23 protein-coding genes and 1 tRNA gene are annotated in these 24402 nt (G+C 67.5%); 12 read left to right on the top strand and 12 right to left on the bottom strand.

Annotation, left to right across the window (positions count from 1 at the left end; all coding sequences use genetic code 11):
• The first annotated feature begins 141 nt into the window (after positions 1–141).
• From ABLE93_RS05320 to ABLE93_RS05285, 8 genes are all read left to right on the top strand, one after another.
• The gene (locus tag ABLE93_RS05320; RefSeq protein WP_348838410.1) at positions 142–822 is read left to right on the top strand and encodes a GntR family transcriptional regulator; all 681 of its coding nucleotides are present in this window, start codon (positions 142–144) and stop codon (positions 820–822) included.
• A gap of 412 nt (positions 823–1234) precedes the next feature.
• Positions 1235–2146 (top strand): LysR family transcriptional regulator, encoded by a 912-nt coding sequence (locus ABLE93_RS05315; RefSeq protein ID WP_348838408.1) that lies wholly within the window; start codon positions 1235–1237, stop codon positions 2144–2146.
• Between the two features lie 408 nt (positions 2147–2554).
• Positions 2555–3502: a M24 family metallopeptidase gene (locus ABLE93_RS05310; protein WP_348838407.1), complete on the top strand. Its 948-nt coding sequence runs from the start codon at positions 2555–2557 to the stop codon at positions 3500–3502.
• A 51-nt stretch (positions 3503–3553) separates the two neighbouring features.
• Positions 3554–4594, top strand: a complete 1041-nt coding sequence (locus tag ABLE93_RS05305) for a TRAP transporter substrate-binding protein (RefSeq protein WP_348838404.1) — start codon at positions 3554–3556, stop codon at positions 4592–4594.
• Between the two features lie 82 nt (positions 4595–4676).
• Positions 4677–5297: a TRAP transporter small permease subunit gene (locus ABLE93_RS05300; RefSeq protein ID WP_348838403.1), complete on the top strand. Its 621-nt coding sequence runs from the start codon at positions 4677–4679 to the stop codon at positions 5295–5297.
• Entirely contained in the window at positions 5294–6577 is a 1284-nt protein-coding gene (locus ABLE93_RS05295; RefSeq protein WP_348838400.1) for a TRAP transporter large permease, read from the top strand. The genes ABLE93_RS05300 and ABLE93_RS05295 overlap by 4 nt, the downstream gene beginning before the upstream one ends.
• A gap of 118 nt (positions 6578–6695) precedes the next feature.
• Positions 6696–7487: a putative hydro-lyase gene (locus tag ABLE93_RS05290; RefSeq protein WP_348838397.1), complete on the top strand. Its 792-nt coding sequence runs from the start codon at positions 6696–6698 to the stop codon at positions 7485–7487.
• A gap of 187 nt (positions 7488–7674) precedes the next feature.
• Positions 7675–9420, top strand: coding sequence for a sensor domain-containing diguanylate cyclase (locus ABLE93_RS05285; protein WP_348838394.1), 1746 nt, complete (start codon positions 7675–7677; stop codon positions 9418–9420).
• A 33-nt stretch (positions 9421–9453) separates the two neighbouring features.
• Here the strand turns inward: ABLE93_RS05285 and ABLE93_RS05280 are convergent.
• From ABLE93_RS05280 to ABLE93_RS05265, 4 genes are all read right to left on the bottom strand, one after another.
• Positions 9454–9528, bottom strand: a tRNA-Gln gene (locus ABLE93_RS05280).
• An 81-nt stretch (positions 9529–9609) separates the two neighbouring features.
• Positions 9610–10392, bottom strand: a complete 783-nt coding sequence (locus tag ABLE93_RS05275) for an enoyl-CoA hydratase-related protein (RefSeq protein WP_348838393.1) — start codon at positions 10390–10392, stop codon at positions 9610–9612.
• Between the two features lie 522 nt (positions 10393–10914).
• Positions 10915–11709: a TIGR02186 family protein gene (locus ABLE93_RS05270; protein ID WP_348838392.1), complete on the bottom strand. Its 795-nt coding sequence runs from the start codon at positions 11707–11709 to the stop codon at positions 10915–10917.
• On the bottom strand, positions 11706–12632 hold the full coding sequence (locus ABLE93_RS05265; RefSeq protein WP_348838390.1) for a sulfite exporter TauE/SafE family protein: 927 nt from the start codon (positions 12630–12632) through the stop codon (positions 11706–11708). Before ABLE93_RS05265 ends, ABLE93_RS05270 begins: the two co-directional genes overlap by 4 nt.
• Positions 12633–12814: 182 nt before the next feature.
• On the opposite strand from ABLE93_RS05265, the gene ABLE93_RS05260 reads away from it, so the two are divergent.
• The gene (locus ABLE93_RS05260) at positions 12815–14104 is read left to right on the top strand and encodes a GGDEF domain-containing protein (RefSeq protein ID WP_348838389.1); all 1290 of its coding nucleotides are present in this window, start codon (positions 12815–12817) and stop codon (positions 14102–14104) included.
• Here ABLE93_RS05260 and ABLE93_RS05255 read toward each other — a convergent pair.
• A complete protein-coding gene (locus tag ABLE93_RS05255; RefSeq protein WP_348838387.1) occupies positions 14068–14769 on the bottom strand; it encodes a pyroglutamyl-peptidase I in 702 nt (233 codons plus the stop codon). The genes ABLE93_RS05260 and ABLE93_RS05255 overlap by 37 nt on opposite strands.
• Before the next feature lies 1 nt (position 14770).
• Positions 14771–15757: a methylmalonyl Co-A mutase-associated GTPase MeaB gene (gene meaB, locus ABLE93_RS05250; RefSeq protein ID WP_348838384.1), complete on the bottom strand. Its 987-nt coding sequence runs from the start codon at positions 15755–15757 to the stop codon at positions 14771–14773.
• Between the two features lie 95 nt (positions 15758–15852).
• Here meaB and ABLE93_RS05245 point away from each other — a divergent pair, with 95 nt between their 5' ends.
• The gene (locus ABLE93_RS05245) at positions 15853–16059 is read left to right on the top strand and encodes a CsbD family protein (protein ID WP_168457651.1); all 207 of its coding nucleotides are present in this window, start codon (positions 15853–15855) and stop codon (positions 16057–16059) included.
• A gap of 68 nt (positions 16060–16127) precedes the next feature.
• Here the strand turns inward: ABLE93_RS05245 and folK are convergent, their stop codons facing one another.
• The 4 genes from folK to ABLE93_RS05225 form a co-directional block, all read right to left on the bottom strand.
• Entirely contained in the window at positions 16128–16616 is a 489-nt protein-coding gene (gene folK / locus ABLE93_RS05240; protein WP_348838381.1) for a 2-amino-4-hydroxy-6-hydroxymethyldihydropteridine diphosphokinase, read from the bottom strand.
• Positions 16613–17449: a dihydropteroate synthase gene (gene folP / locus ABLE93_RS05235; RefSeq protein ID WP_348838379.1), complete on the bottom strand. Its 837-nt coding sequence runs from the start codon at positions 17447–17449 to the stop codon at positions 16613–16615. Before folP ends, folK begins: the two co-directional genes overlap by 4 nt.
• A gap of 108 nt (positions 17450–17557) precedes the next feature.
• Positions 17558–18214 carry a peptide-methionine (S)-S-oxide reductase MsrA gene (msrA, locus tag ABLE93_RS05230; protein WP_348838377.1) on the bottom strand — a complete coding sequence of 219 codons (657 nt, stop codon included), beginning with the start codon at positions 18212–18214 and terminating at the stop codon, positions 17558–17560.
• A 140-nt stretch (positions 18215–18354) separates the two neighbouring features.
• Positions 18355–18669 (bottom strand): hypothetical protein, encoded by a 315-nt coding sequence (locus ABLE93_RS05225; protein WP_348838376.1) that lies wholly within the window; start codon positions 18667–18669, stop codon positions 18355–18357.
• A 154-nt stretch (positions 18670–18823) separates the two neighbouring features.
• Between ABLE93_RS05225 and ABLE93_RS05220 the strand changes: the two genes are divergently transcribed.
• Positions 18824–19333, top strand: a complete 510-nt coding sequence (locus tag ABLE93_RS05220; protein WP_348838374.1) for a GNAT family N-acetyltransferase — start codon at positions 18824–18826, stop codon at positions 19331–19333.
• Between the two features lie 103 nt (positions 19334–19436).
• Positions 19437–19979 carry an inorganic diphosphatase gene (ppa, locus tag ABLE93_RS05215; RefSeq protein WP_348838372.1) on the top strand — a complete coding sequence of 181 codons (543 nt, stop codon included), beginning with the start codon at positions 19437–19439 and terminating at the stop codon, positions 19977–19979.
• Between the two features lie 68 nt (positions 19980–20047).
• Here the strand turns inward: ppa and ABLE93_RS05210 are convergent, their stop codons facing one another.
• Both ABLE93_RS05210 and ABLE93_RS05205 read right to left on the bottom strand, forming a co-directional pair.
• Positions 20048–22726: a nitrate reductase gene (locus tag ABLE93_RS05210; protein ID WP_348838371.1), complete on the bottom strand. Its 2679-nt coding sequence runs from the start codon at positions 22724–22726 to the stop codon at positions 20048–20050.
• 43 nt (positions 22727–22769) lie between these two features.
• Positions 22770–24392: a sulfite reductase subunit alpha gene (locus ABLE93_RS05205; protein WP_348838370.1), complete on the bottom strand. Its 1623-nt coding sequence runs from the start codon at positions 24390–24392 to the stop codon at positions 22770–22772.
• Positions 24393–24402 lie beyond the last annotated feature (10 nt).

Raw genomic sequence — 24402 nt, 5'->3', positions numbered from 1 at the left:
CCACTTTCCGTGCCTTTGAAGACGCTCTCCGATTCCACGTCCGGCCCCTGAACTGATAGTTGATTGTCAACAATTGACGAAACTACACGCTTCGATATTTATTTGGTCAAGCTGATATTTGCGTCACCCAGGGACCGATAAATGAGCGGCATCACCTCTTTGGAGCCCCCCAAGCGCCAAAGCCTCGACCGTGCAGCGGCTGACAGTCTGCGCCGGGCGATCCTGACCGGCGCGATCGCACCCGGCTCCCGGCTCACCGAAGCCCGTCTTGCCGAACAGTTCATGCTGTCGCGGGGAACGGTCCGCGCGGCGTTGCAGCGATTGGTGTCGGAAGGGCTGGTGATCCAACGGCCCTATAGCGGTTGGGACGTGCTGACGTTGACGATTCAGGACGCCTGGGAGCTTTCCACATTGCGCGCGAGCCTGGAGGCGCTTGCCGGGCGACTCGTCGCCGAGAAAATCAGCGATACGGAGCGCGCTGTTGTCATGGGCGCCTATGGGCAACTGGCGCAGGCCACAGAGAAGGGCGGAGGCGAAGATCTGGTGCAGGCCGACATGAACCTGCATCAGGCTATCGTCGGACTATCCGGCCATCGGCGATTGTCTGAGCAATACGGACTGATCGCCAACCAGCTCCGCCTCTACATCGCCTCGTCGAACAAGCTGGCGCCGACCATGGAGCGGGTACGCGAGCGTCATCTCGCGCTCATAGAGCCACTGCTAGCCGGAAATGCGGCGGCCGCGGAGGCGGCCTTCCGGGACCATGCAATCCGCAGCGGCGAAGAAATCATCGAACACCTGAGCCTGTCGGCGGCCAACTGAAGGTTGGCAGGCCGGCCCTGTGGCATTTGTGCTCATGGGATTCTCCCCCAGCCGATGCCATCGGGGTTGGCGGAGGGCGATCTTGCCTTCCTGCGCCTCATGCCTGGTCCAATCAATGGGCCAGAACGAACTTCAAGCTGACGAGCGATGAGGGCAACGTCACCGGCCCGTTGGCGAAACCCGGCCTGCCAGTCCGGGGCCGTGCTGCTCGGCAGGGACTATCGCGGGAGAGGGCTGCGACGCACTTAAGCGATCCGTCCTGAGGCGAGATGCTCTGCAGGTCGGAAACCAGCGCCCCGGCCTTCGGGATGGACGATAATCTGCCCTTCCCGGGACCGGCTGGGCTGCTCCGCCAAGCTCGGTTCTGGGGGGTGGATTGGCCCCGGCACGCCTTCCGGCGCATGATCTCTCCATGATCGACTTCCGCAACATCGAGACGTTCTTCTGGGCCGCAGCCCTCGGCAGCCTGCGGGCCGCGTCGGAGAAGCTCGGCACCACGCAGCCCGCCGTCTCCCAGCGTATTGCCTCGCTGGAGCAGACGCTTGGCGTGCGGTTGTTCCAGCGGGACGCGCGCGGCGTATCTCTCACCGCGAAGGGGCAGGAACTTCTTGTCCATGCGGAGCGGATGATCGAGGCGAAAAAGGACATGCTGCGCGCGGCGCGCGACCAGACAACCATGAGCGGAAAGGTGCGTCTTGGCGTGGCCGAGACCATCGTCCAGACCTGGCTCCCGCGCCTCATCGAGCAGGTGCACGCCGCTTATCCGGCCCTGGTGCTGGAAATCCACGTGGACAGCACCTCCGTCCTGTCCACGCAGCTCATGGGGCGCAACCTCGATCTCGCCTTCCTCATGGGACCGATCCTGGAAGCACGGGTCGAGAACCTGCCCCTGTGCACCTATCCGCTTGCCTGGGTGGTGCGCCACGATGCAGCCCTCGGGCCGGGTCCGGTCAGCCTGCCAGATGTCGCAGCCTTCCCCATCATCACCTATGCGTCCAACAGCTCGCCCTACAAGGTGGTTCGTGACATGCTGATGCGGGCTGGCCTCGGCGAGCCGCGCATGTATGGCAGCGCCTCGCTTTCCATGGTGGTGCGCATGGTGCTGGACGGCATCGGCCCCGCCGTCATCACGCCGGTGTTTCTCGGACGCGAGCTCGAGCGCGGCGAACTGCGCCTGCTCAACGTCACCGCCGACCCCCTCCCGGACCTGAGCTTCACGGCCAGCTGGGTGGATGGGCCCGACAGCTACCCCGCGCGGGTCATTGCCCGCATGGCGCAACAGATCGCGGACGCAGAGCAGGAGGCGATCACACACGAGGTATAAATCCAATTTATACCTCGGTTGCAAACATACGATTGGACAAACCAAGCGTCTGTCACTTGCAATGCAACCCATAAGGCGGACAGAAGAGCCGCTCCAGAGGGTCACATCATGGCAGATTTCTCGGGGGATCGCGCATGCCGCGCGATCCGGCCCGCCTCTTGTGCATTGTAGGCCGCCATGGGCTCGGCGGCTTCCAGCACGCACACGAACCGCCGCGCGGCTCTTCTGGCCGAAGCGGGCGCGTGTGGTGCGGCCTCCGTGCTGGTCTTCGGCTTTGGAAGCGCCCTCGGCGCCGGCACCCGCTCCCATGGCGCCCTGCGCTATCTCTCCGGCTGGGACGGGCATGAGAGCCTTTCCCTTCTTGTCCTGACGCCGTCCGGCTCCCGCCTTCTGGTGGGCAGCCCTTTCATGATGCCGCTGGCCGGGGGCCTTCCTGCCGACCTCACCGCGATCGACGCCCGTCCCGCCGACTGGGATTGGGCGGTGCGGAAGATGGGCCTGCCAGGACCGGTGGCCACTGTCGGCTTCGACGAGATGCCTGCCGCACTTCACGCCCGCCTGGCCCCCCTTGCGGGCGGGCCGTCCCTTGACGAGCGGGCTGCACGGCTGCGCATGCGCAAGGACGCGGATGAGATCGCCGCCCATCGCGTGGCGGCCCGGCTTTGCGACGAGCTGTTCGCGCGTCTGGGACCGGAATTGGCGCGGCGGTCGTCGGCAGCGGACATTCAGGTGGAGCTGGAGGCGCATGCCCGTCGCGGCGGAGCCGACTATTGCCGGACGTGGCTCACGATCCGCCCAGAGGCCGACTACTGCCGCTACTGGCCGGCGGAAACACAGTCTTCCCCTCAACCGGGCGACCAGGTGCTGCTCGGCGTCGCGCTCACGGTCGACGGCCATTGGGGTCACGGGATCCGGATGGGCGCGATCGGCCCTCTGAGGTCGGACCATTCCGCCCTGCATAGCCTGGTGGAGGAGATGATGGCGGCCGCCTTCGAGGCGCTGCGGCCGGGGCTGCCGCTTGCGGGCGTGGAAGCGGCCATGGAGCAGACGCTTCGCGCGAGCGGGCTGATGGACGCCCATCCCGCCCTCAGACGTTTCCGGAATGGTCACGGCCTCGGCCACTCCTATGAGGAGCCGATGCTGACGGACGCCTTCCCCCAGCATTTCGACACATCGGGCACGGTCGCCGCGGCAGGATCGGATGTGACCATCGCTCCCGGAATGCTGCTGGAGATCCATCCCAACCTGTTCATACCGGGCGTGGGAGGCGCCGCGCTCGGCGAAATGCTCCTCGTCACAGAGACGGGTATCGACAGTCTGTTGACCTTTCCCCGCCCACCCGTGGCGTGGGCCTGACCCGCCACGACGCTCGTCATCGCCGCCAAGCACAACCAGAGGAATTTGAACATGAAGCGCTTGATGATTTCCATCGCGGCCCTTGCCGTCGCCTCGGCTGCAACGGCTCAGGAACTGCCCAAGACCCAGCTCAAGGTGGTCGGCGGCCTCTCCAACCTCACGGCTTACCAGGACTATGAAAAGCCGTTCTGGACCAAGACCATTCCGGAAGCCTCCAAGGGCCAGATCACGGCCGAGATCAAGGGCTTCAACGAGATGGGCCTGAAGGGGCCGGAACTGTTGCGTCTGATGAGCCAGGGCGTGGTGGAATTCGGCACGGCAACGTTGTCCTATTTCGCCTCCGACAACCCCATCAACGAGACCATCGACCTCGCCGGCCTCGCACCCGACGCCAAGACCGCGCGCGCGGTGACTGCCGACTTCGAGCCGGTCCTCGCCAAGACCTATGGCGACGGCTCCAACGTGCGCCTGCTCGGCATTTCTCCCTATCCGGCGCAGGTTCTGTTCTGCAATGCGGATATCAAGGGCCTCTCCGACCTGAAGGGCAAGAAGGTCCGCACTTCCTCGCGCACCCAGGCCGAGTTCGTTGAAGCCTTCGGCGGCTCCAGTGTCACCATGGCGTTCGGGGAAGTGGTGCCGGCGCTTCAGAACAAGGTGGTGGACTGCGCCATCACCGGCTCGCTCTCGGGCTATTCGGCCAAATGGTATGAGGTCTCAACCCATCTCCTCGCCCTGCCGATCAACTGGAACCAGCAGATCCACGCGGTCAATGAAAAGGCTTGGCAGAAGCTCGATCCCAAGGTCCAGGCTTTCCTGAAGGAGAGCATCGCCGGCCTCATGGACCAGATGTGGAGCGCTGCCGCCAAGCAGACCCTCACCGGCTTCGACTGCAACACCGGTGCGGCCGCCTGCCCTTATGAGGTGAAGGGCAAGATGGTGTTGGTGGAGCCGACCGATGCCGACCGTGCGCAGCTGAAGAAGGTGTTCCAGGAGCAGATCCTGCCCAAGTGGGCGGCCCGCTGCTCGGCCGACTGCGTGGCGGCGTTCAACGCCACCATCGGCAAGGATCTCGACCTGACCGCCAAGAAGTAAACGCCGATGGCGGGCCGCGCATCGTGCGGCCCGCCCCTCGCGGGGGTGATGCCTCTCCCGCCTCCTTCCGGGAACGAGAAACATGACGCGCTATTCCGCACCTCCCGTGCTGACGGCCATGACACGCCTCGCCGAGACTCTCGCCCGCTCTGCGGTCTGGGTCGGCGGCGCGTTGACCATCGCGAGCGTGCTGTTCATCACGCTCGACGTGCTGGCCCGGAAGTTCTTGGGCCGTCCCATCGGCGGGGCGGACGAGCTGTCGAGCTATGCCTTCGCCATTTCCACCACCTGGTCCCTCGCCTTCGCGACGCTTCAGCGGGCAAATGTGCGCGTGGATGTAATCTATCAATACTTGCCGGTTCGGATTTCTGCAGTACTGGACTGGATCTCGATCGTATCGCTCGGCACCTTCATGGGCTTTCTGACCTATTATGCCTATGACGTGGTGGCCGCTTCCATCGTCCAGAACTCCCATGCCAACACGCCGCTCGCCACCCCCCTGTGGATCCCCCAGGGCCTGTGGTTCATCGGCCTGATCTTCATGTGCGTCGTGCTCGCGCTGATGCTGCTGCGGGCGTCGGTTGCGCTGGTCACCGGCGACATCGACACCGTCAAGGCGCTGGCCGGAGTGCGGTCCGCCGAGGAAGAGGCCGAAGAGGAAGCCGCCGCCGGCGAGCGGATGGTGAAGGGGGAGCAGGCATGATCGCCACGACCCTCATCCTCCTCCTGGTGCTGATCGGCCTCTCCATTCCGGTGGGCGCGGCGCTGGGCGTGCTCGGCCTCATCCTTGACCCGCTCTATTCCTTCCTGCCGCTGACGCGGGCCATGGGGGAGCTGGCGTGGAGCACCAACAACGAATTCCTGCTGGTCGCCATCCCGCTGTTCATCCTGCTCGGCGAGGTCCTGCTCCGCGCCGGGTTTGCCGAGCGCATGTACAGTGCCATGAGCCTCTGGCTGTCGTGGCTGCCCGGCGGCCTGATGCATGCCAATATCGGGGCCTCGGCGCTGTTCGCCGCGACCTCCGGCTCCAGCGTCGCGACGGCTGCCACCGTGGGCACCGTCTCGATCCCCCAGATCAAGCGCTATGGCTATAATGAACCTTTGTTCCTCGGGAGCCTCGCGGCCGGCGGAACGCTGGGCATTCTCATCCCGCCCTCCATCAATCTCGTCATCTATGGCGTGCTGACCAATTCCTCGGTGCCCAAGCTCTATCTTGCAGGCATCATCCCGGGCCTGCTGCTGGCGGGCCTGTTCATGGTCACGATCATCATCGCCTGCATCGCCAAACCCGCCTGGGGCGGACAGCGGGTGACGGCGACCTGGGGCGAGCGGCTGCGGTCTCTGGTGCATCTTGCCCCGCCGCTCGGCATCTTCTTGCTGGTGGTCGGATCCATCTATGCCGGCCTCGCCACGCCCACGGAGGCTGCCGCTCTGGGCGTCTCCGGGGCGCTGATCCTTGCCGCATGGTTCGGGCGCCTCAGCCTCTCCATGCTGCGGGAAGCGGTGGAAGGCACCATGAAGGCGAGCGCGATGATCATGCTGATCATCATCGCCGCCGGCTTTCTGAACTTCGTGATGTCGGCCACCGGCGTCACGGACGCGGTGGTGGGCTCGATCTCCGGCCTTGGACTGTCGCCGACGCAGATGTTGGTGATGATCGTGATCTTCTACCTGATCCTCGGCTGCTTCATGGAGACGCTCTCCATGATGATCACCACCATTCCCATCGTTGCTCCCATCATGTTCGCGCTCGGCTATGATCCGATCTGGCTGGGTATTCTCATCATCATCCTGGTAGAGGCCGCGCTCATCACGCCGCCTGTGGGCCTGAACCTGTTCGTGGTGCAGAGCCTGCGCAAGAGCGGCTCCATGGGCGCCGTGATCGTCGGGAGCGTCCCGTTCGTCCTCGCCATGGGTCTGCTGCTGGTCCTCATCAGCCTGTTTCCGGACCTGTGCCTTCTGTTGCCGCGGATCTTCTCGTAGCGCGGCGTCACCCCTGTCCCGGTCCGCCCGAAAGACGCGGGCCGGCCGTTCCCTCCCGCTCCTTCGCAACCTGCCGGCAGGACCGGCGGCGACGGCGACGGCTTGTCCCGAGGTCAACATGCAAACCCACGCTTATCCCACCCCCTATGCCGCCCGCCTTGCCGCCCGCTCCGGCGTCCTGGACGCCCCGACGGCCAATGTCGCGCCCGGCTACGTGCAGGCGAACCTCGCCATCCTGCCGCGCGATCTTGCCTATGATTTCCTGCTGTTCTGCCAGCGCAATCCCAAGCCGTGCCCGCTCGTGGGCGTGTCGGAGGTGGGTGACCCCATGCTGCCGCTGCTCGGCCACGACCTCGACATCCGCACCGATGTGCCGCGCTACCGGGTGTGGGAGAAGGGCAAGCTGGTCGCGGAAGTGACGGACGTCAGCCAGTACTGGCGCGACGACCTCGTCACGTTCGCCATTGGCTGCTCGTTCTCGTTCGAGGAAGCCATGCTGGCGGCGGGCCTGCCGGTGCGCCACATCGAGCAATGCTGCAACGTTCCCATGTATCGGACCAGCATTGCCACGACGCCCGCAGGCCGCTTCTCCGGCCCGCTGGTCATGTCAATGCGCCCGCTTTCACCGAAGGACGCGATCCGCGCCGCCCAGGTGACCGCGCGCTTCCCGTCCGTGCACGGCGGGCCGATGCATATTGGCGATCCCAGCCTCGTCGGCATCAAGGACATCGGCAAGCCGGACTACGGCGACCCGGTGGAAATCCGCCCCGGGGAAATTCCGGTCTTCTGGGCCTGCGGCGTTACCCCTCAATCGGTGATCGCCGCCAGCATGCCGGATTTCTGCATCACCCATGCTCCCGGCTATATGCTGCTGACGGACATTCCCAACTCAGACCTCGCCATCTGCTGACGGGCCCCGGCCGGCGGTTGACGAGGACCCGACGGGCAAATGCGCGACCGCGCTCACGGCGCTCACGGCGCGAAGGTTGCCCCGCTTGCAATCAGACGCAAATCGGTGAACCAGGCGGAATGGGGCTGCGTCGACCTTGGCGATGCGCTTAAATGCCACGCTTACCTAGCGGATGGCAGGCGCGGTTGTGAAAGAGAAGTTCGCCAAGCTCAGGGACCGGCTGTCGGTCAGGCAGCAGACGACCATGTTCGCTGCCCTGCTGTGCATAACGACAGCCCTGGCCGTCGCCATCTCGGGAGGCATGCTCGCGCGACGGCAGGCCGCGGAGGATGCGCAGGAGCGTTTGGCCACGCTCGCCGCCACGATGGCCAGTCGTCTCGACCAGCACATGTTCGAGCGCTATCGCGAAATCCGCAACATCGCTGGCCTTGCCGCGCTCAAACCGACCTGGACGGAAAGCCCGGCGGGCGTTCGGGCCATCCTGGCGCAGATCCAGTCCAGCCTTCCCGACTATGCCTGGATCGGCTTCGCCGGCCCCGACGGCATCGTGCGCGCCGCCACCAACGGCCTCTTGGAAGGCGTCTCCGTCGCCCAGCGCCCGTGGTTCGTCAACGGACTAAAGGGCCCCGCAGTCGAAGACGTCCACGATGCGAAATTGCTGGATCAGCTGCTGCGGAAATCTCCCGATGAGGCTCCGTTCCGTTTCGTGGATGTCGCCGTTCCAGTCTACGCCGAGAGCGGTGCGCTGCTGGGTGTCCTGGGCGCGCACCTGAGCTGGACCTGGGCCGATCGCATGCGGGAGTTGGTCCTCAGCCACCATCTCGCCGAAACGCGGCCTGAGCTGCTGGTCTTCGGGCGCATGGGAAATGTATTGATCGGTCCGCCCAATTCCGCGCCGCTTTCCGCAGAGCAGATCGAGGGCATGCGGGCCGGCCAAACCCTCCTTGTTGTGTCAGAGGACCATCAGGCGGAACTGAGGTCTCTGGCTCCAACCACGGGAATGGGAGACTATCCGGGGATGGGATGGATCGTGGTGGCGCAGAAGCCGCTTTCTGCCGTTCTCGGGCCGGCCAACAATCTGTTCCTCCTGATCATCATCGTCGGATCGGCCGTGGCGGTCGCCGCCGCGCTGCTGGCGCGCGGGCTGGTGGGCCGTACGATGCGACCGCTGGAGAAACTGACCCAAAACCTGGACCTGATCGGGCGGGACAAGAATGCGCGGACGATCCCCTGGCAACGCGGCTCCAGGGATGTATTCCAGCTCTCCTCCGCAATCCGCTCGCTCCTGCGGCGCGTGGACCTCGCCGAGGAAGGCGAGCGGGAGGCCCGCAAGGCCGCGGCGGAGGAGGCGGGCAAGTCCGAAGAGTTCCGGCGTCGCGCTCGCCAGGATATGGACGCCCTCCAGCAATTGGCCCGGACCGATACGATGACGGGCCTGCTGAACCGGCGCGGCTTCCTGCCGGCAGCCGAGCGAGCCATGGACATGTTCAACAGCGGGAACGCCAGGCCTCCCAACATCTGCATGGTCGACATCGACCATTTCAAGCACATCAATGACCAGCACGGCCATGCCATCGGCGACAAGGTCATCTGCGCCATCGGCTCCATCATCGCGGGCCAGGTTCGCCAGGGGGATTCTGCGGCTCGCTTCGGCGGCGAGGAGTTCATCGTCCTTGCCGAGGGGAGGGACGCGGCCGATGCCTTCGCGCTCGGCGAGCGGATCCGTGAAACGATTGCCGGCACCCCCATCGCCCTTGGCGGGTCGCCCTTGAGCGTCACCGTCAGCGTGGGCGTGGCGATCGGCAACGATCAGGACCGAGACGTCGCGGACGTCATCGAGCGCGCGGACCGCGCGCTTTACGACGCCAAGCGAAAAGGCCGCAATCGCACGGTGGCCGCCGAGGAGCAGGCCCCCCGCAGCATGGCGGTTTGAGCTGGCCCGGCTGCGTGGAGAGAAAACGGAAACTGGCTGGGGCGCCTGGATTCGAACCAGGGAATGGGGGAATCAAAATCCCCTGCCTTACCACTTGGCTACGCCCCAACGCGGCGGCGGAACATATAGGCGGGCGGACGCTCTGTCCACGCGCGCAAAAAGGCGATCGGCGAGGTGCCGACGCCGTGCTCAGGCGCCGGAGAAGCGCGGCGCGCGCTTCTCCGCGAAGGCCTGGCGGCCCTCGCGATAGTCGGCGCTGCCGTTGGCAAGGGCGGTCGCGCGCTTCGCCTCAGCCAGCAGCGGCGGTGCGCCGCTTTCGCTGGCCCGGATGGCCAGCTTGGCGGCCTTGAGAGTCAGCGGTGCGTTCTCGGCGATGCGGGCCAGCGTCCGGTCGGCAAGGGCCTCGGCCTCTTCGGCAGGGGCAAGCAGGTCCACGGCGCCGAGCGCGTGGGCGCGGGGGGCCGGCAGGCGATCGGCGGTGAAGAACAATTGGCGTGCCCCCTGGCTGCCGAACGTGCGCAGCACCCGCGCCATGCCGCGCGGATCGTAGCCGAGGCCGAGCCGGGCAGCGGGGATGGCGAAGAAAGCGTCGTCGCCGGCGATGCGCATGTCGCAACTCGCCGCCAGCGCCGCCCCGGCGCCCACGCACGCCCCACGCACGAAGGCGACTGTTGGGAAGGGAAGACCCTCCAGCGCCGAGCAGGCCTGCTCGACAAGATCGTCATAGCTCTGGGCGCCGGAGGCGTCGGATCGCGCCGTGTCGAAGTCGGAGATGTCGGCGCCGCCGGAGAAGGCGAGATCACCGGCGCCGCGCAGCACGGCGACCCGGATGTCGCTGCGCCGGGGCGCGTCGTGCGCGAAAGCGCTCAGCGCCCGCCACATGGTGCTGGAAATGGCGTTGCGGCGTTCCGGATTGGTGAGGACGAGGCGCGCGATGCCGCCTTCGACGGTGATGGCTATGCTCCCGGCCACGGTCTTCTCCCCTCCGGGCGGCCCGAGGGCCACCGGCTGATGTCCGCACGCGGGACCGGCGGCCCCGTGGGAACGTCTCTAAGCGGAACCCGTCCGGGAGGGAAGTCGCCGATGGTGCAAGCCTTCGCCAGCCCGACCCGACGCGAAGCAGGACCGATCATGGGGGTAGGGATGATCTGGCGTGCCGGGCAATGCCGGCGTGGATCCGCGGGAGCCGTTGCGTCTCGACGGCGAAGGGGGTTCCGGGGCGGCGCGTGAGCGCCACCCCGTTCCCTACGGGCGCCGGTCAGGGCTTGGCACCCGAAGCATACCCATCAGAGCCGCAACGCACCTGCGCCGCGAGCCGCCCCGTGGAAGGTATTTGTCTACTTACGCTCTTGTCTCATGTTTGAACGCTGGACAAAGCATTTTCAAGAAAAAAGTGCACAAAATTTTGGCACACCGACAAGTCGGTATTCAAGTCCGTCGGGTTTTCACGCGCAGGTTGGTCGGCCGTAGCGTTAGCGCTACTCGATCTACCACTCATTCCTTGCGAAGGAGGAGGTTGCCGAGGAATCCCACCCCGAGACTGCCCAAAGCCACAAGCAGTCCATACAGCAGTCCGTCGTGTAGGGCGAATTCTGCTATCCGTTGCTCGAAGCCGATCTTCTGAACGTCGAACGTGGTGGTTTGCTCTGCCGTGAGCTCGCCGTTGCGCAGCAGCTTGACCACCACCTGATAGGTGCCGATGGGGGCCGTGCCGGGAATGCGGACCTCGGCGCGGAACACCCGCGGCGCGAGAAAGGTCACCCCCCTGGGATCTTCCGCATAGAAGCCCTGGCCGCCCTGTATCCGCAAGAAAGCGAGCCGGAACGGGTCTGTGGGAACGACATCCGCATAGTCGGGTCCCACCCGCTGGACGAGGATGTTGCGAGCGAGGCCGATCTGCTCAACCCGCAGCGTCTGGGCCGTCGCCATTTCTTCCGCTGGACGGTTGGTCAGTACCGCGAGGAATGCCGGCACCTCCAGAAAGGTGCGGCTATCGGAATTGAGCCAGAGGCCGAGCACGCGCGATTTGCGCCAGGTGGTGAAATCTTCCCGGGGGCCCCGCACGGTGACGACCACGTCCGGTGCCGGCCCTTCCTCGCTGGTCTCGGCGACGCCGAACACCACCAGGTCGGCGCCGGTGAAGCTCGACGTGATCCGTACCTGGGGCTGGGAGATGGAGACGACGAGGCGATCTGCGCGCGCCGCGCCGCAGCCTTCGGCGATCAGGAGGCCGGCGAAGAGCGCGGGCAGGCCGCGGGCGAGGATGGCGCGCAGCCGTCCCGCGATCATTGGACCGACTCCACCGACGTGACGGCGAAGATGTCGCCGGGCGCCGTCACCAGTTCGGCGCCCACCCGCACCGCCACCGAGAGCACGAGCAGGCCCAGCAGCAGGCGCAGATGTTCAGCCTTCAGGGTCTGGCCGGTCCGCGCACCGAACTGGGCGCCCAGCGTGCCGCCCACCATGAGCACCAGCGCCAGCACAGCATCCACCGTGCCGTTGGCGACGGCGTGGAGCACGGTGGCTGCGGCCATGGTGACGAGGGTGAGCACAAGGGAGGTGCCGACCGAGGTCTGGGTCGGCACGCGCAGCAGATAGATGAGCGCAGGCACGAGGATGAAGCCGCCGCCGACGCCCAGCACAGCGCCCAGCAGGCCGATCACGAAGCCGATGACCACCACGGGGATCACCGAGACATAGATGCGCGATCGGCGGAAGCGCATCTTCAGCGGCAATCGCATGAAGGCGGCGCGCATGCCGGGGCGACGCACCTCTGGAGTCTGGCCGCGCTGAGCGCGGGCGATGGCGCGCACGCTTTCGGTGAGCATCAGCGTGCCGATTGTGCCCAGAAGCAGCGTGTAGGACAGGCGGATGGCAAGGTCCACCTGCCCGATGGTGCGCAGGAAAAGGAAAAGCAGCACGCCGCTGACGGTGCCGGCAAGGCCGCCGGTCAGAAGCACGCCGGCCAGCGGCAAATCCACCATGCCCTTGCGCCAGTAGGAAAGGGCGCCGGAAAAGGAGGAGGCCGCCATGTAAGGCGAGACGCTCGCCACCGCCACGGCCGGGGGCACGCCGGTGAAGATGAGCAGGGGAGTCATCAGAAATCCGCCGCCCACCCCGAACATGCCGGAGATGAACCCGACCGCCAGACCCATCGCGAAGATCGTGAAGATGGCGACGGGTAGCTCGGCAATGGGCAGATACAGCGTCACGGGCCGACTTTCGCGGTGCGGTAAACGGCTGAGCCTATAAAGCGAGAAGCCGGTGGACGAAAGCTCAAGAAAACCCATAGGCTTTAAGAATTAAGGGTCGGTGCTGCCGTCTTGCATGTTGGCTGTTGCTCGGCAGTGGTAAATATGCTTGCAACCTTAGGGCGCGGATGGGGAGCGTAAGGGTGCCGGACCGACACATCTACGGCTTCATCAGCAGGCTCCTGGAGTCCATCGACATCGCGTTCTGCCTGTTCGATGCCGAAGATCGCGCCGTGATGTGGAACGACGCATTCCTGCGTTTCTTTCCCGAGCACGCCGGCCACGTGCACTACGGAGAGCCCTATCGCGAAAATCTCCGCCGCTTCTATGAAGCCCGGCTTTCGAACGAAGAGCGCTGCTATATCGAGCGCTACATCGACGAGGGTGTCGCCCGCCATCGCGCCCAGTCCCGTCCTTTCGTCTTCACCCATCGCGGCCGGCGTCTGCAGGTTGCCTCGATGCCGACCCCCGGCGGCGAACGCGCCAGGGTGTGGCAGCAGCTCCAGGTCACGGCGCACGCACCCAAGGCCGACGGGTGGGACGCCTTCCCCATCGACCTGCTCGACCACATCGCCGACGGCGCCATGGTGCTCGACCAGGCCGACCGCATCATTGCCACCAACGCCGAGTTCCGCCTGCTGTACGACGTCCCGGAAGGGCGCTCCGTCATCGGCTCGACCCTTGCCGACGTCGTGCGGGCCGCCTGGGAGAAGGCCGGCGAGCAGGACCGCTGGTCCGACGGCTTCGTGCAGGACAATCTGAATTTCGCGGGAGCGCCTTTCGAAGTGGAATTGCCGGGCGGGCGCTGGCGGCGTGTGATTGCACGGCGCAGTGCCTCGGGTATTGGCTATTTCACCCATTCCGACCTCACCGAGCTTAAGCGCCAGCAGGCCGCTCTGAAGCGCGCCCTCGACGAGCTCTCGGCCATCGCCGCTACCGATGGGCTCACCGGCCTTGCCAATTGGCGCCGCTTCGACGCCGCCATCAAGGCCGAATGGGAGCGCAGCGCCCGCCTCGGCACGCCGGTGGCGCTGCTCGTCATCGACCTCGATCATTTCAAGAGCGTCAACGACCGCTTCGGCCATGCCGCCGGCGACGAATGCCTGCGGCGCCTGGCCGCCGCGACAACCCAGGCTGTCAAGCGGTCGGCCGGTCTCGCTGCACGGACCGGGGGCGAGGAATTCGCCATCCTGCTGCCCGACGCCGGCAACGCGGAATCCCTCGCCGTCGCTGAGGAGATTGCGCAGATCGTGCGCATGGAGGCGTGGACCGAGGTCCACCCCGAGTTGCACGCGCTCACCGTCAGCATGGGAATCTGCGCCGTGCGCGACACCACGGCCGTGAGCATTCAAGACGCCATGGGCCGGGCAGATGCCGCGCTCTATCGGGCCAAGAATCAGGGGCGCAACCGGATCGAGGTGGACGGCGCCTGATTCTTTCTCCGGTGGTCGTTCGCGCGCCGTGCGTCGGCCGCGACGACGATGAGCACGGCGGAGAGCCCCCGTGCCAGAAGCGCGCGGGAGACTCCAGCGGGGCGTCCGTTGCGCCGTGGCAGGTGGACGAACAGCACGGGCGGCGCGGCGGGCCGTTGCCTCGCCCAGTCGAGGGCATGGAAATAACTGGCGTTGCACAGATAGCGTCCGGCATCCTGGGAGTTTGCCGCGGCGATGCCGGCCTTGCGGAGCGCGACGGCAAGCGGTGATCCCGCGACGGCGGAAACCAGACGGCCGGGCGCGGTCGCAGAGAGACGGCGCGCTGCAGGGTGCCGCCGTGCGACGTCGGGGGCCGCACGGGCGGCGTTCTCCGCCACCTGCTCGATGGAGATGCGCCGCCGACGGGCGGCGACGCCCAGGAGCAGGACTGCGTCCGGCGCAAGCTCGGCAAGGCGGGTGTCGAGCCGCGCGAGGGCATCCCAGCGGGTGGGAAGGGCCTCGAAATGAAGCGCGATGCCGGCCAAGGTCGGGCGCCGCAGCCGCAGCAGGTCGGCTGCGGCCAGCTGGGAGGGGTTCACCGGCACGCCCGGAAAAGGCCCGAAGGCGCAGACCAGGATGCGCAGGGGCCTGCGGACGGGGGCCTGATCGATATGTGCCGCGGCCACGCTAAAGCCCGATCAGGCCGGCGATCTCGGCCGCCGCCAGAGCCGGGGCGAGGGTGCCGGCGGCGACCTCCTTCTCCAGCTCCGGCAGGCGCGCCTTGACGCCGGGATCGTGGGCAACCTTCTCGGCTAGGCGCTCGTTGAGGAGCGTCCACATCCAGCGCACCTGCTGGGCCTGCCGGGTCGCCGCGAAGGTGCCGGCAGCCTCGCATTTCTGCCGGTGCAGCCGCACCTGTTCCCACACGTCGGGAATGCCGTCTCCCGTCATCGCGGAATAGGTCAGAACCGGAGGCGACCAATGGGCGTCGCGGGCGCCCAGAAGGTGCAGCGCTGCCCGATATTCCCCTGCCGCGGCGCGGGCGCGGGTAATGTTGTCGCCGTCCGCCTTGTTGACGGCGACGATGTCGGCGAGCTCCAGCACGCCCTTCTTGATGCCCTGCAATTCATCCCCGGCCCCGGGCAGCATGAGGACGAGGAAGGTGTCGGTGAGGTCGGCCACGGCCGTCTCCGACTGCCCCACGCCCACCGTCTCCACCAGCACCACGTCGAAGCCGGCGGCCTCGCACAAAAGCATCGTCTCGCGCGTCTTGGCCGCGATGCCACCGAGGGTCCCGCCGGAGGGCGACGGGCGGATGAAGGCGTTGCGGTCCACCGACAGGCGGGCCATGCGGGTCTTGTCACCGAGGATGGATCCGCCGGTGCGGGTGGAGGAGGGGTCCACCGCCAGCACCGCCACCCTGTGGCCCTGTCCGGTCAGATAGGTGCCCAGGGCGTCGATGGTGGTGGACTTGCCCACCCCCGGCACCCCCGTGATGCCAACGCGGAAGGCATTGCCCGTGCGCGGCAGCAGGGATTGGAGCAGCGCCTGGGCCCGACGACGGTGATCGGCGCGCCGCGACTCGACGAGGGTGATCGCCCGCGCCAGCGCTGCCCGCTCGCCTCTTGCGACCCCCGCCGCGAGGTGCTCGTCGTCCTGCCGTGCGCCGCTCATGCCCGTCCCCTCGTTCCGGCCGTCGTTTTAGCGGAACCCCGGCTCCAGGGTGAACGTTCTTGTCGCATCATTCCACTCACACGGAGGACGAGCCGATGAACTGGGATCGCATCGAAGGCAATTGGAAGCAGTTCACGGGCAATCTCAAGGCCCAGTGGGGTAAGCTCACCGACGACGACCTCACCGAAATCAACGGGAACCGCGAAGTTCTCGAAGGGAAGCTGCAGGAACGCTACGGCTATGCCAAGGACGAGGTGAAGCGCCAGGTCGATACCTGGTCCACCAACATCCGGACCATGTGACGAAGCCCCTGCAAGGACGGCCCCGTGCCCGCGCGGCACGGGGCATTTTTGCGTTTGAAGGTCAGGAATTACGAGGCGGGCGCAACTTTCTTGATGCCGCTGCGGTCAAGCCCGGCGAGAGCTTCCGCCGCGCGCACGCCTGAGACGGTGATATCCGGTGCGATTTCCGTGAGCGGCACCAGCGCGAAGGCACGCTCCATCAGCCGCGGATGCGGAATCTCCAGATCAGGCAGATCCACCTTTTCGGTCCCGAAAAGCAGAATGTCGATGTCGATGGGCCGCGGACCGAACCGCACCTCGCGCGCACGATCGCGCCCGAGCGTCCGCTCGACGGACAGCGCCAACTCCAGCAGGGCGTGCGGGGCGAGCGGGCTGTCGACTTGCACAACCTGATTGAGATACGGCCCCTGCGGGATTGGACCCCAAGGTGGCGTCTCATAGAGCGAGGAGCGGGCGCCGACGGCCACGCCCGCCTCGGCCAGCCGCGTCAGCGCCTCTGCCATGGTGGCGGCCCGGTTCCCGACGTTTGAGCCGAGGCAGAGATAGGCGATGGTCATGAGGCGTCCCGAATGGCCTCGGTGACGCGCGCGGCCTGCACGTGGGCTGCCACGTCGTGGACGCGGATGATCTCCACCCCGGCAAGAATGCCGATGACGTTGGAGGCAATGGTCCCTGGCACGCGCTCCGGTGGCGTTGTCTCGATCACCTTGCCGATGAGCGATTTGCGCGAGGTCCCGAGCAGCAGAGGAAGGCCGAGCACGCGCAACTCGTCGAGGCGCCGCACCGCCGAGAGATTCTGCGGGAAGGTCTTGCCGAAGCCGATGCCGGGATCAAGCACGATACGATCACGCTTCACGCCGGCGCGCTCCGCCGTCTCCAGCGCCCGCTCGAAGAAGGCCAGCATGTCGGCGACGATGTCGAGGCTGCCGTCCACCTCGGCGCGGTTGTGCATCACGATTGCTGCCGCGTCGTAATCCGCGACAACCCGCGCCATGTCCGGGTCACGCGCGAAGCCCCAGACGTCGTTCACGATCGCGGCACCGTCATCGAGCGCGCGCCGGGCGACCTCAGCCTTCCAGGTATCCACAGACACAGGGACGCCGGCATCCCTGGCGAGCGGCCCGATCACCGGGGCGATGCGGGCCCACTCGTCCTCCGCCGACACGGGTGTGTGGCCGGGACGCGTCGATTCGCCGCCCACGTCCAGAATATCCGCGCCCTCGCTCACCAGCCGCCGTGCATTGCCGAGCGCATCCTGCGGCGCAGCGCTGAGCCCGCCGTCGGAAAATGAATCCGGCGTGACGTTGAGGATGCCCATGATGAGGGTGCGGGGCCCGAACTGGAGCGTGTGTCCGCGGGCGATCAGGGGGCGGGTCGGGGCTGGGGGCATGGGTGCGGCCGGTTGAAGGGGGCGCCACTCAAACCCGGTGGGTGGGGAATGGCAATACGGGGTGGGCGATGCCACCCCGTTTTCCGTCCTGTAAGGCCCGCCTCGCGGCTATTGGGCGGCAACGCCCGTCCCGATTGGGCAGGACACGCCCGTGCCGCCGAGGCCGCAGTAGCCGTTAGGGTTCTTCGCCAGGTACTGCTGGTGATAGTCCTCGGCAAAATAGAACGGCCCGAGCTCCAGGACCTCGGTGGTGATGGCGGGGAAGCCGCGCGCCTTCAGCTCCGCGCCATAGGCCGCGTTTGCTGCCGCGGCCTGCGCGAGCTGCGCGGCACCCGTCGCATAGATGCCGGAGCGATACTGCGTGCCCACATCGTTGCCCTGCCGCATCCCCTGGGTGGGATCGTGGGCCTCGAAGAACACCTTCAGCAGCATTTCGAAGGACACCACCTTCGGGTCGTAGACCACGAGCACCGCCTCGGTATGGCCGGTGCGGCCCGAGCAGACCTCCTCATAGGTGGGATTGGGCGTGTGGCCAGCGACATAGCCGACCGCGGTGGCCCACACACCCTCCTGCTGCCAGAACTTGCGCTCCGCGCCCCAGAAGCAGCCCAGGGCAAATACCGCGGTCTCGAAACCGGCAGGGTAGGGGCCCTTCAAGGCATGGCCGTTCACGAAATGCACGGCGGCGGTGGGGATGGGCGTCGCGCGGCCGGGCAGGGCCTCGGCAGCGGTGGGCAGATCGAGGGACTTCTTCAGCCAGAACATGGCGGGCTCCTCGCAGAGGGCTGCGCGGGGGCGTCGAACCCGCCGGGCGCAGCGCGGATTTTGGGGAGGCGCGGGGTGTTAGCCCGCGCCGTAGCCCCAATATGGGGAGCGACCGGGATTTCTGCGAGGGGGGCCGCGCCTCAGCTGATCTCGAAGCGCGAACGCTCCCGCACCCGGCCGATCCCCATGAAGATCAGCCCCAGCAGAAGCAGCAGCGCGAAGGCGGGCAGCGACAGCGCCGGCAGGAGCACCGAATTCCACAGGGTGGGCATGCCGGAGCGGGCGGAAGCCTCGGCCCGTTCCAGGCTGCCCGGGGACAGCGCGAACCACGCATCGCCGGCCGAAGTGAAGGCGAGCGCCGAGGCGGCGATGGACCGCGTGCCGTCGACGATCAGCGCGACGAACCCCCCGGCCAGCAGCCAGAATCCGGTGAAGCGGAGCAGGAAGCGGATCATGGGCGGCGCGCGGCTCCTTGCGGTGTGAAAAGACGGGAACGCTGCCCCATTTAGGCAGGAACGGCGGGAATTGCACGCCGTCGTATCGACCCCGTGCGGACCCGCTCAGGGGTGGGGGCTTGAAGGGAGGCGCAGGGTTTGCTTCCATCACGGGATGACGACCGGCCTCATCGAGATCCGCAGGGCCAAGCCCGCCGACGCCGCGGCGATCGCGGCGGTCCATGACGCGGCCTGGCGCGCGTCCTATCGCGGCCTCATCCCCGGCATCGAGCTGGAGCGCATGGTCGAGCGGCGCGGGCCGCGCTGGTGGGATGCTGCCATCCGCAGGGGCAGCCGCCTCTCGGTGCTGCTGGTGGGCGAGGATGTCGCGGGCTACGTGAACTATGGTGGCAACCGCGCCAAGAGCCTGCCCTATGGCGGTGAGATCTACGAAATATACCTCCATCCGTTGTATCAGGGCCTCGGCTTCGGCCAGCGGCTGTTCGCGGCGGCGCGGCGCGATCTGACGTTGGCCCGGCTCGACGGTCTGGTGGTGTGGGCGCTCGCGGAAAACGAGAATGCCGTGGGCTTCTACCGGGCCTTAGGGGGGCAACCGGTCGCATCCTCGACCGAGCAGTTCGGCACGAAAACGCTGGACAAGACCGCCTTCGCTTGGCAGCGGTAGCGCCCGAGCGGGCCCCCGCCCGCTTGGTCTTTAGCGCCTCGCCTGCCCGGCGCGTCGCGGGTGTCACGCCCGCGGGGACCTGTGTCTTTTCAGCGAGTGTCCCATGCGCATTGATGCGATCGAGATCGGCAAGAACCCGCCCCACGACGTCAACGTGGTGATCGAGGTCCCGATCGGCGGCGAGCCCATCAAGTACGAGCTCGACAAAGCTTCGGGCACCCTGTTCGTCGACCGCTTCCTTTATACCGCCATGCGGTATCCCGGAAACTACGGCTTCATTCCCCACACCCTCTCGGGTGACGGCGATCCCTGCGACGTGCTGGTGGCCAACACGCGTGCCATCGTCCCCGGCGCCGTCATCTCGGTGCGCCCCGTGGGCGTGCTGCTGATGGAGGACGAGGCCGGAATGGACGAGAAGATCGTCGCGGTGCCGTCCTCCAAGCTCACCAAGCGCTATGACAAGGTGCAGAACTACAACGATCTGCCGGAAATCACGCTCAAGCAGATCGAGCACTTCTTCGAACACTACAAGGATCTCGAGCCCAACAAGTGGGTGAAGATCGTCGGCTGGCGCGATGCCGCCGAGGCGCAGAAGCTCATTCTTGAGGGCATCGAGCGCGCCAAGGCCGAGGGCAAGGAGGGCTGAGCCTCCCGCTCGCCCGGACGGCAGTAATGCTCCCGGGCGAAGCTTGAAGGCGCCGGTGATCCGGCGTCTTACGCGGGCGCCAGAATGTCCGTGAGGAGCCGGCGGATCTCGGGCAGGCAGGAGCCGCAATTGGTGCCGGCCTTGAGCCGTTCGCCCACGGCAGCCGTGTCGTGTGCACCGTCGCGGATGGCGGCGGCAATGGTGTCCCGCGGCACGCCGAAGCAGGCGCAGACCAGCGGGCCGCAGGCCGCCGCGGCGCCCGCCAGCCGCCCCGACAAAAGAAGCCGGCGATCGGCGTCCGAGACTGGCCCGGCGGCAAGGAGACCCTTCAGGGCATCCCACGCCACCCGTTGCCCGGCGGGGCCGATGAACACCGCGAAATCGAGCCGGCCGGCGGCATCGAAGGCGGCGGCGCGATAGCGGCCGCCGGGCGCATCCACGAACTCCGCCAAGTCCGCGTCGCCCTGCGCCGCCACCCAGCAGGCGAAATCATCCGGCGCCAGCGCGCCGGCGATGCGCCAGCCGTGACCCCCTTCCATCTCCACGCGCGCCCACCACAGGCCCTCGGGCAAGGCAATGCGGCGGCGGGCGAGCACGAAGCCCTCGAACGGCGCCGCGAAGGACTTGAGCGTCGCCGGCGTCGCCTTGGAATCGGGCTGGCCGGACCAGGGGTCGGTGACCGGATGGACCAAGGCGCCCACGCGGCCGTGGGAGGACGTGGCGTGGCTCCAGTGGATGGGTGCGAACAGGGTGCCGGGTCTCTGTCCCTCGTCCACCAGAACCTCGAGAACGGCCTTGCCGTGGGCGCTCGACACCTCGGCCAGCGCGCCGTTCTTCAGGCCGAGAGGAGCGGCATCGGAAGGATGAACGGCGACGAACGGCGCCGGGATATGCGCCCCGAGGCGGGGCGAGAGGCCGGTGCGTGTCATGGTGTGCCACTGGTCGCGGATGCGGCCGGTGTTGAGCAGGAAAGGCAGGGCCGCAGCGCCCGCCGGAGCCGCCAGCGGCGCCGGCGTCACGAAGCGGGCCCGGCGATCGGGGGTGAAGAAGCCGCCGTCCGCGAACAGGCGCGTCGTACCCCTGGGCTGGCTGCGCGGAACCGGCCATTGCACGGGAGCGAGGTCCTCGTAATCGGCGTCGCTCATGCCGGCGAAGGCGGAGATGTCGAAATCGCGGCGGCCGTCGTTCTCGAAGCCGGAGAGCGCCGCGTGCTCGCGGAAGATGTCGGCCGGGCCGCGCCAGCCGAACGCGTCGGCAAAGCCGAGACGCGCCGCGACGCCGGCAAGGGCCCACCAGTCCGGCTTCACCTCCGCCGGACGCGGCAGGAACGGGCGCTGGCGCGAGATGCGGCGCTCGGAATTGGTGACGGTGCCGTCCTTCTCGCCCCAGGCGGCGGCGGGCAGCATCACGTGCGGGCGGCACCCGGCGGTGTCGTTGACGGCGACGTTCTCTGAGAGAACGAAAAGGTCGAGCTTCGCGAGGGCCGCGCGGACGGCATCGGCCTCGGGCAGGCTCACGGCGGGGTTGGTGCCCATCACCCACAGGGCCTTGATTTCGCCCCGGCCGATGGCGGCGAACATGTCCACCGCCTTCAGACCCTCCTGCGTCGCGGGGTTGGGCGCATCCCAGAAGCGGCGGACGCGGTCCACCTCCTCGGGCGAAAATCCCATATGCGCGGCGAGCTGGTTGGCGAGCCCGCCCACCTCGCGCCCGCCCATGGCGTTGGGCTGCCCGGTGAGAGAGAAGGGCCCCATGCCGACGCGCCCGATGCGGCCGGTGGCGAAATGGCAGTTGAGGATGGCGTTCACCTTGTCGGTGCCGGCCACCGACTGGTTCACCCCCTGCGAATAGCAGGTGACGGTGCGGGCCGTGTCAGTGAACAGAGCAAAGAAGCGTTCCACATCCGCCAGGGCGAGGCCGCACGCCCGCGCGGTGGCGGCGGCGTCGGGCGCCACCGCGCGGGCGGCGGCGAGGGCGTCGTCAAAGCCGGTCGTGTGGGCTTCAACATAGGCGCGGTCGAACGCCGGGCCTTGCGCGAGATGGACGAGGAGCCCGCTGAACAGGATGGCGTCGGTGCCGTGGGCGAGCGGCAGGAAGAGGTCGGCCTCCGCCCCCGTCTCGGTGCGCCGCGGGTCGATGACGACGAACCGGGTGCCCCGCGCCTTGCGTGCCTGCTCCATGCGGCGGAACAGCACCGGATGGCACCAGGCGGTGTTGGAGCCGACGAGGACGATGAGGTCGGCTTCCTCCAGATCCTCATAGGCGCCGGGCACCGTGTCCGAGCCGAAGCCGCGCTTGTGACCCGCCACCGAGGAGGACATGCACAGGCGCGAGTTGGTATCCACGTTGGCGGTGCCGAGGAAGCCCTTGGCCAGCTTGTTGGCGGCGTAATAATCCTCGGTCAGGAGCTGGCCGGAGAGATAGAAGGCGACGGCGCCCGGACCGTACCGGTCGATCACCTGCCGGATTCCGCCGGCCACCCGGTCGAGTGCGACATCCCAAGTGGCGCGGGCGAGGGCGCCGTCGGCGCCCCGCACCATGGGATGGAGCAGGCGCGTGTCGAGAGCGAGGGTTTCGCCCAGCGCCGCGCCCTTGGAGCAGAGGCGGCCGAGATTGGCCGGATGCTCGCCATCGCCTTCCACGCCCGCACCGCCGAGGCCGTCGGGCGTCGCCTTCACGCCGCAGCCGACGCCGCAATAGGGGCACGTGGTCTTCACCGCGGGGGCCGGGACGAGCGGGGCGTTCATCACAATCCCTGTCTGCCTGAGGCGTGGCCGTGTTGCGCTTCGATCAATACACGTCGGCCTGGTAGCGGCCGGCGGTTTTCAGATCGGCGACGAATTTGGCGGCCGCCTCGCCGGAGAGCCCGCCGTGGGTCGCGGCCACGGCCGCCACCGCCGCTTCCACGTCCTTGGCCATGCGCTTGGCATCGCCGCAGACGTAGAAGTGCGCGCCGGCCTGAAGCCATGCCCACAATTCGGCGCCCGCCTCGCGGATGCGGTCCTGCACATAGACCTTGCCCGCGCCGTCGCGCGACCAGGCAGTGTCGAGCCGGGTGAGGCAGCCGGCGGCCTGAAGGCCCATCAGCTCGTCCTCGTAGAAAAAGTCCGTGTCGCGGCGCTGATGACCGAAGAACAGCCAGTTGCGGCCGCCCGCCTTGGTGGCCAGCCGCTCGTGGAGGAAGGAGCGGAACGGCGCGATGCCGGTGCCCGGCCCCACCATGATGACGTCCTTCGCAAGGTCCTGCGGCAAGGCGAAGCCGTGGGCCTTCTGGATATAGGCCTTCATCCGCGTGCCCGGCGCGATGCGCCCGCCGAGGAAGGTGGAGGCGACGCCCAGCCGGCCGCGGCCGGAGACCTCGTAGCGCACCGCGTCGACGGTCAGGGTCAGCTTGCCCGGCGTCGCAGCGGGACTCGACGAGATGGAATAGAGCCGCGGCTGGAGGGGCTCCAGGCATTCGACGAAGGCTTCCGGGTCGGGCCGGATGCCGGGAAACTTCTCCAGCGCCGCCAGCACGTCGAGTGTGGCCGCATCGCCGTCTGGATCCTCGCCGTTGGCGAGGGCGCGGGCCTTGGCCTTGCGCTCCCCGCCGACGAGATAGGAGATCAGCGTGAAGAGAGCATCGGGCGCCGAGCGCAGGCAGACCTCGCGGGAGAGCACTTCGCCGAGCGTGGTCTCGGCGATGGGAAAATCGGGCGGCGCATGCAGGGCGTCGAGCACCGCGGCGACGAGGCCGGGATCGTTGAGCGGGAACACGCCGAAGCTGTCGCCGGCAGCATAGTCGATGCCGGAGCCGGCAAGATCGAACTCCACGTGCCACGTCTCTTTCTCGGAGCCGTCCTTGTTGAGCCGGGTGCGGCCGAGGAAGGTCACTTCGCCGGGATTGTCGCGGGTTCCCAGCGGCGCAGCAGCCGGGGCAGCGGTTTCGGCGGGGGCCGCGGCAGCCGGTGCAGCAGCGGCCGAAGGGGCCTCGGAGGCTTCTTCGGCGAGCTGCTTCAGCATGCGCAGCGTCTCCTTGCCGCCGGGGGCGCAGAGATTGAGCTTGGTTTCGGTGCCGGTCGCCACGGCCTTGGCGTAGGTCTCGCACACATAGCCGCACTGCCCGCAATTCTGCTGCGCCATGGCCGCCATCATCCGGCGGGGCAGGGGCTTGCCCTCGGCGAGCTTCATGCGCTCTACAAGCGGCATGGCCGGATCGTGCCACGGCGCACCGTCGTCTTCCTCGGCCGCGGCGGCGGGCAGCTCCGTCATCAGCGCCGCCGCATCGCCGGCCGAGAGCGCGGTAGGCGCCGCCAGCGGGTCGGAGGAGAGGATGGCGGCGAAGAAGCCGTTCAGCCACGCCCGCTGTTCCCCGGTGAAGGGAGCGCTGTCGGGCAGGACGGGGATGATGGGCGGGCGGCTCTGGAGGCTCATGGCTCGGGCT

Origin of the sequence: Xanthobacter pollutisoli, from assembly GCF_040044995.1 — a bacterium.
In the GTDB taxonomy this organism is placed as follows: domain Bacteria; phylum Pseudomonadota; class Alphaproteobacteria; order Rhizobiales; family Xanthobacteraceae; genus Xanthobacter.
This window is presented reverse-complemented; position numbering and strand designations above follow the sequence as displayed.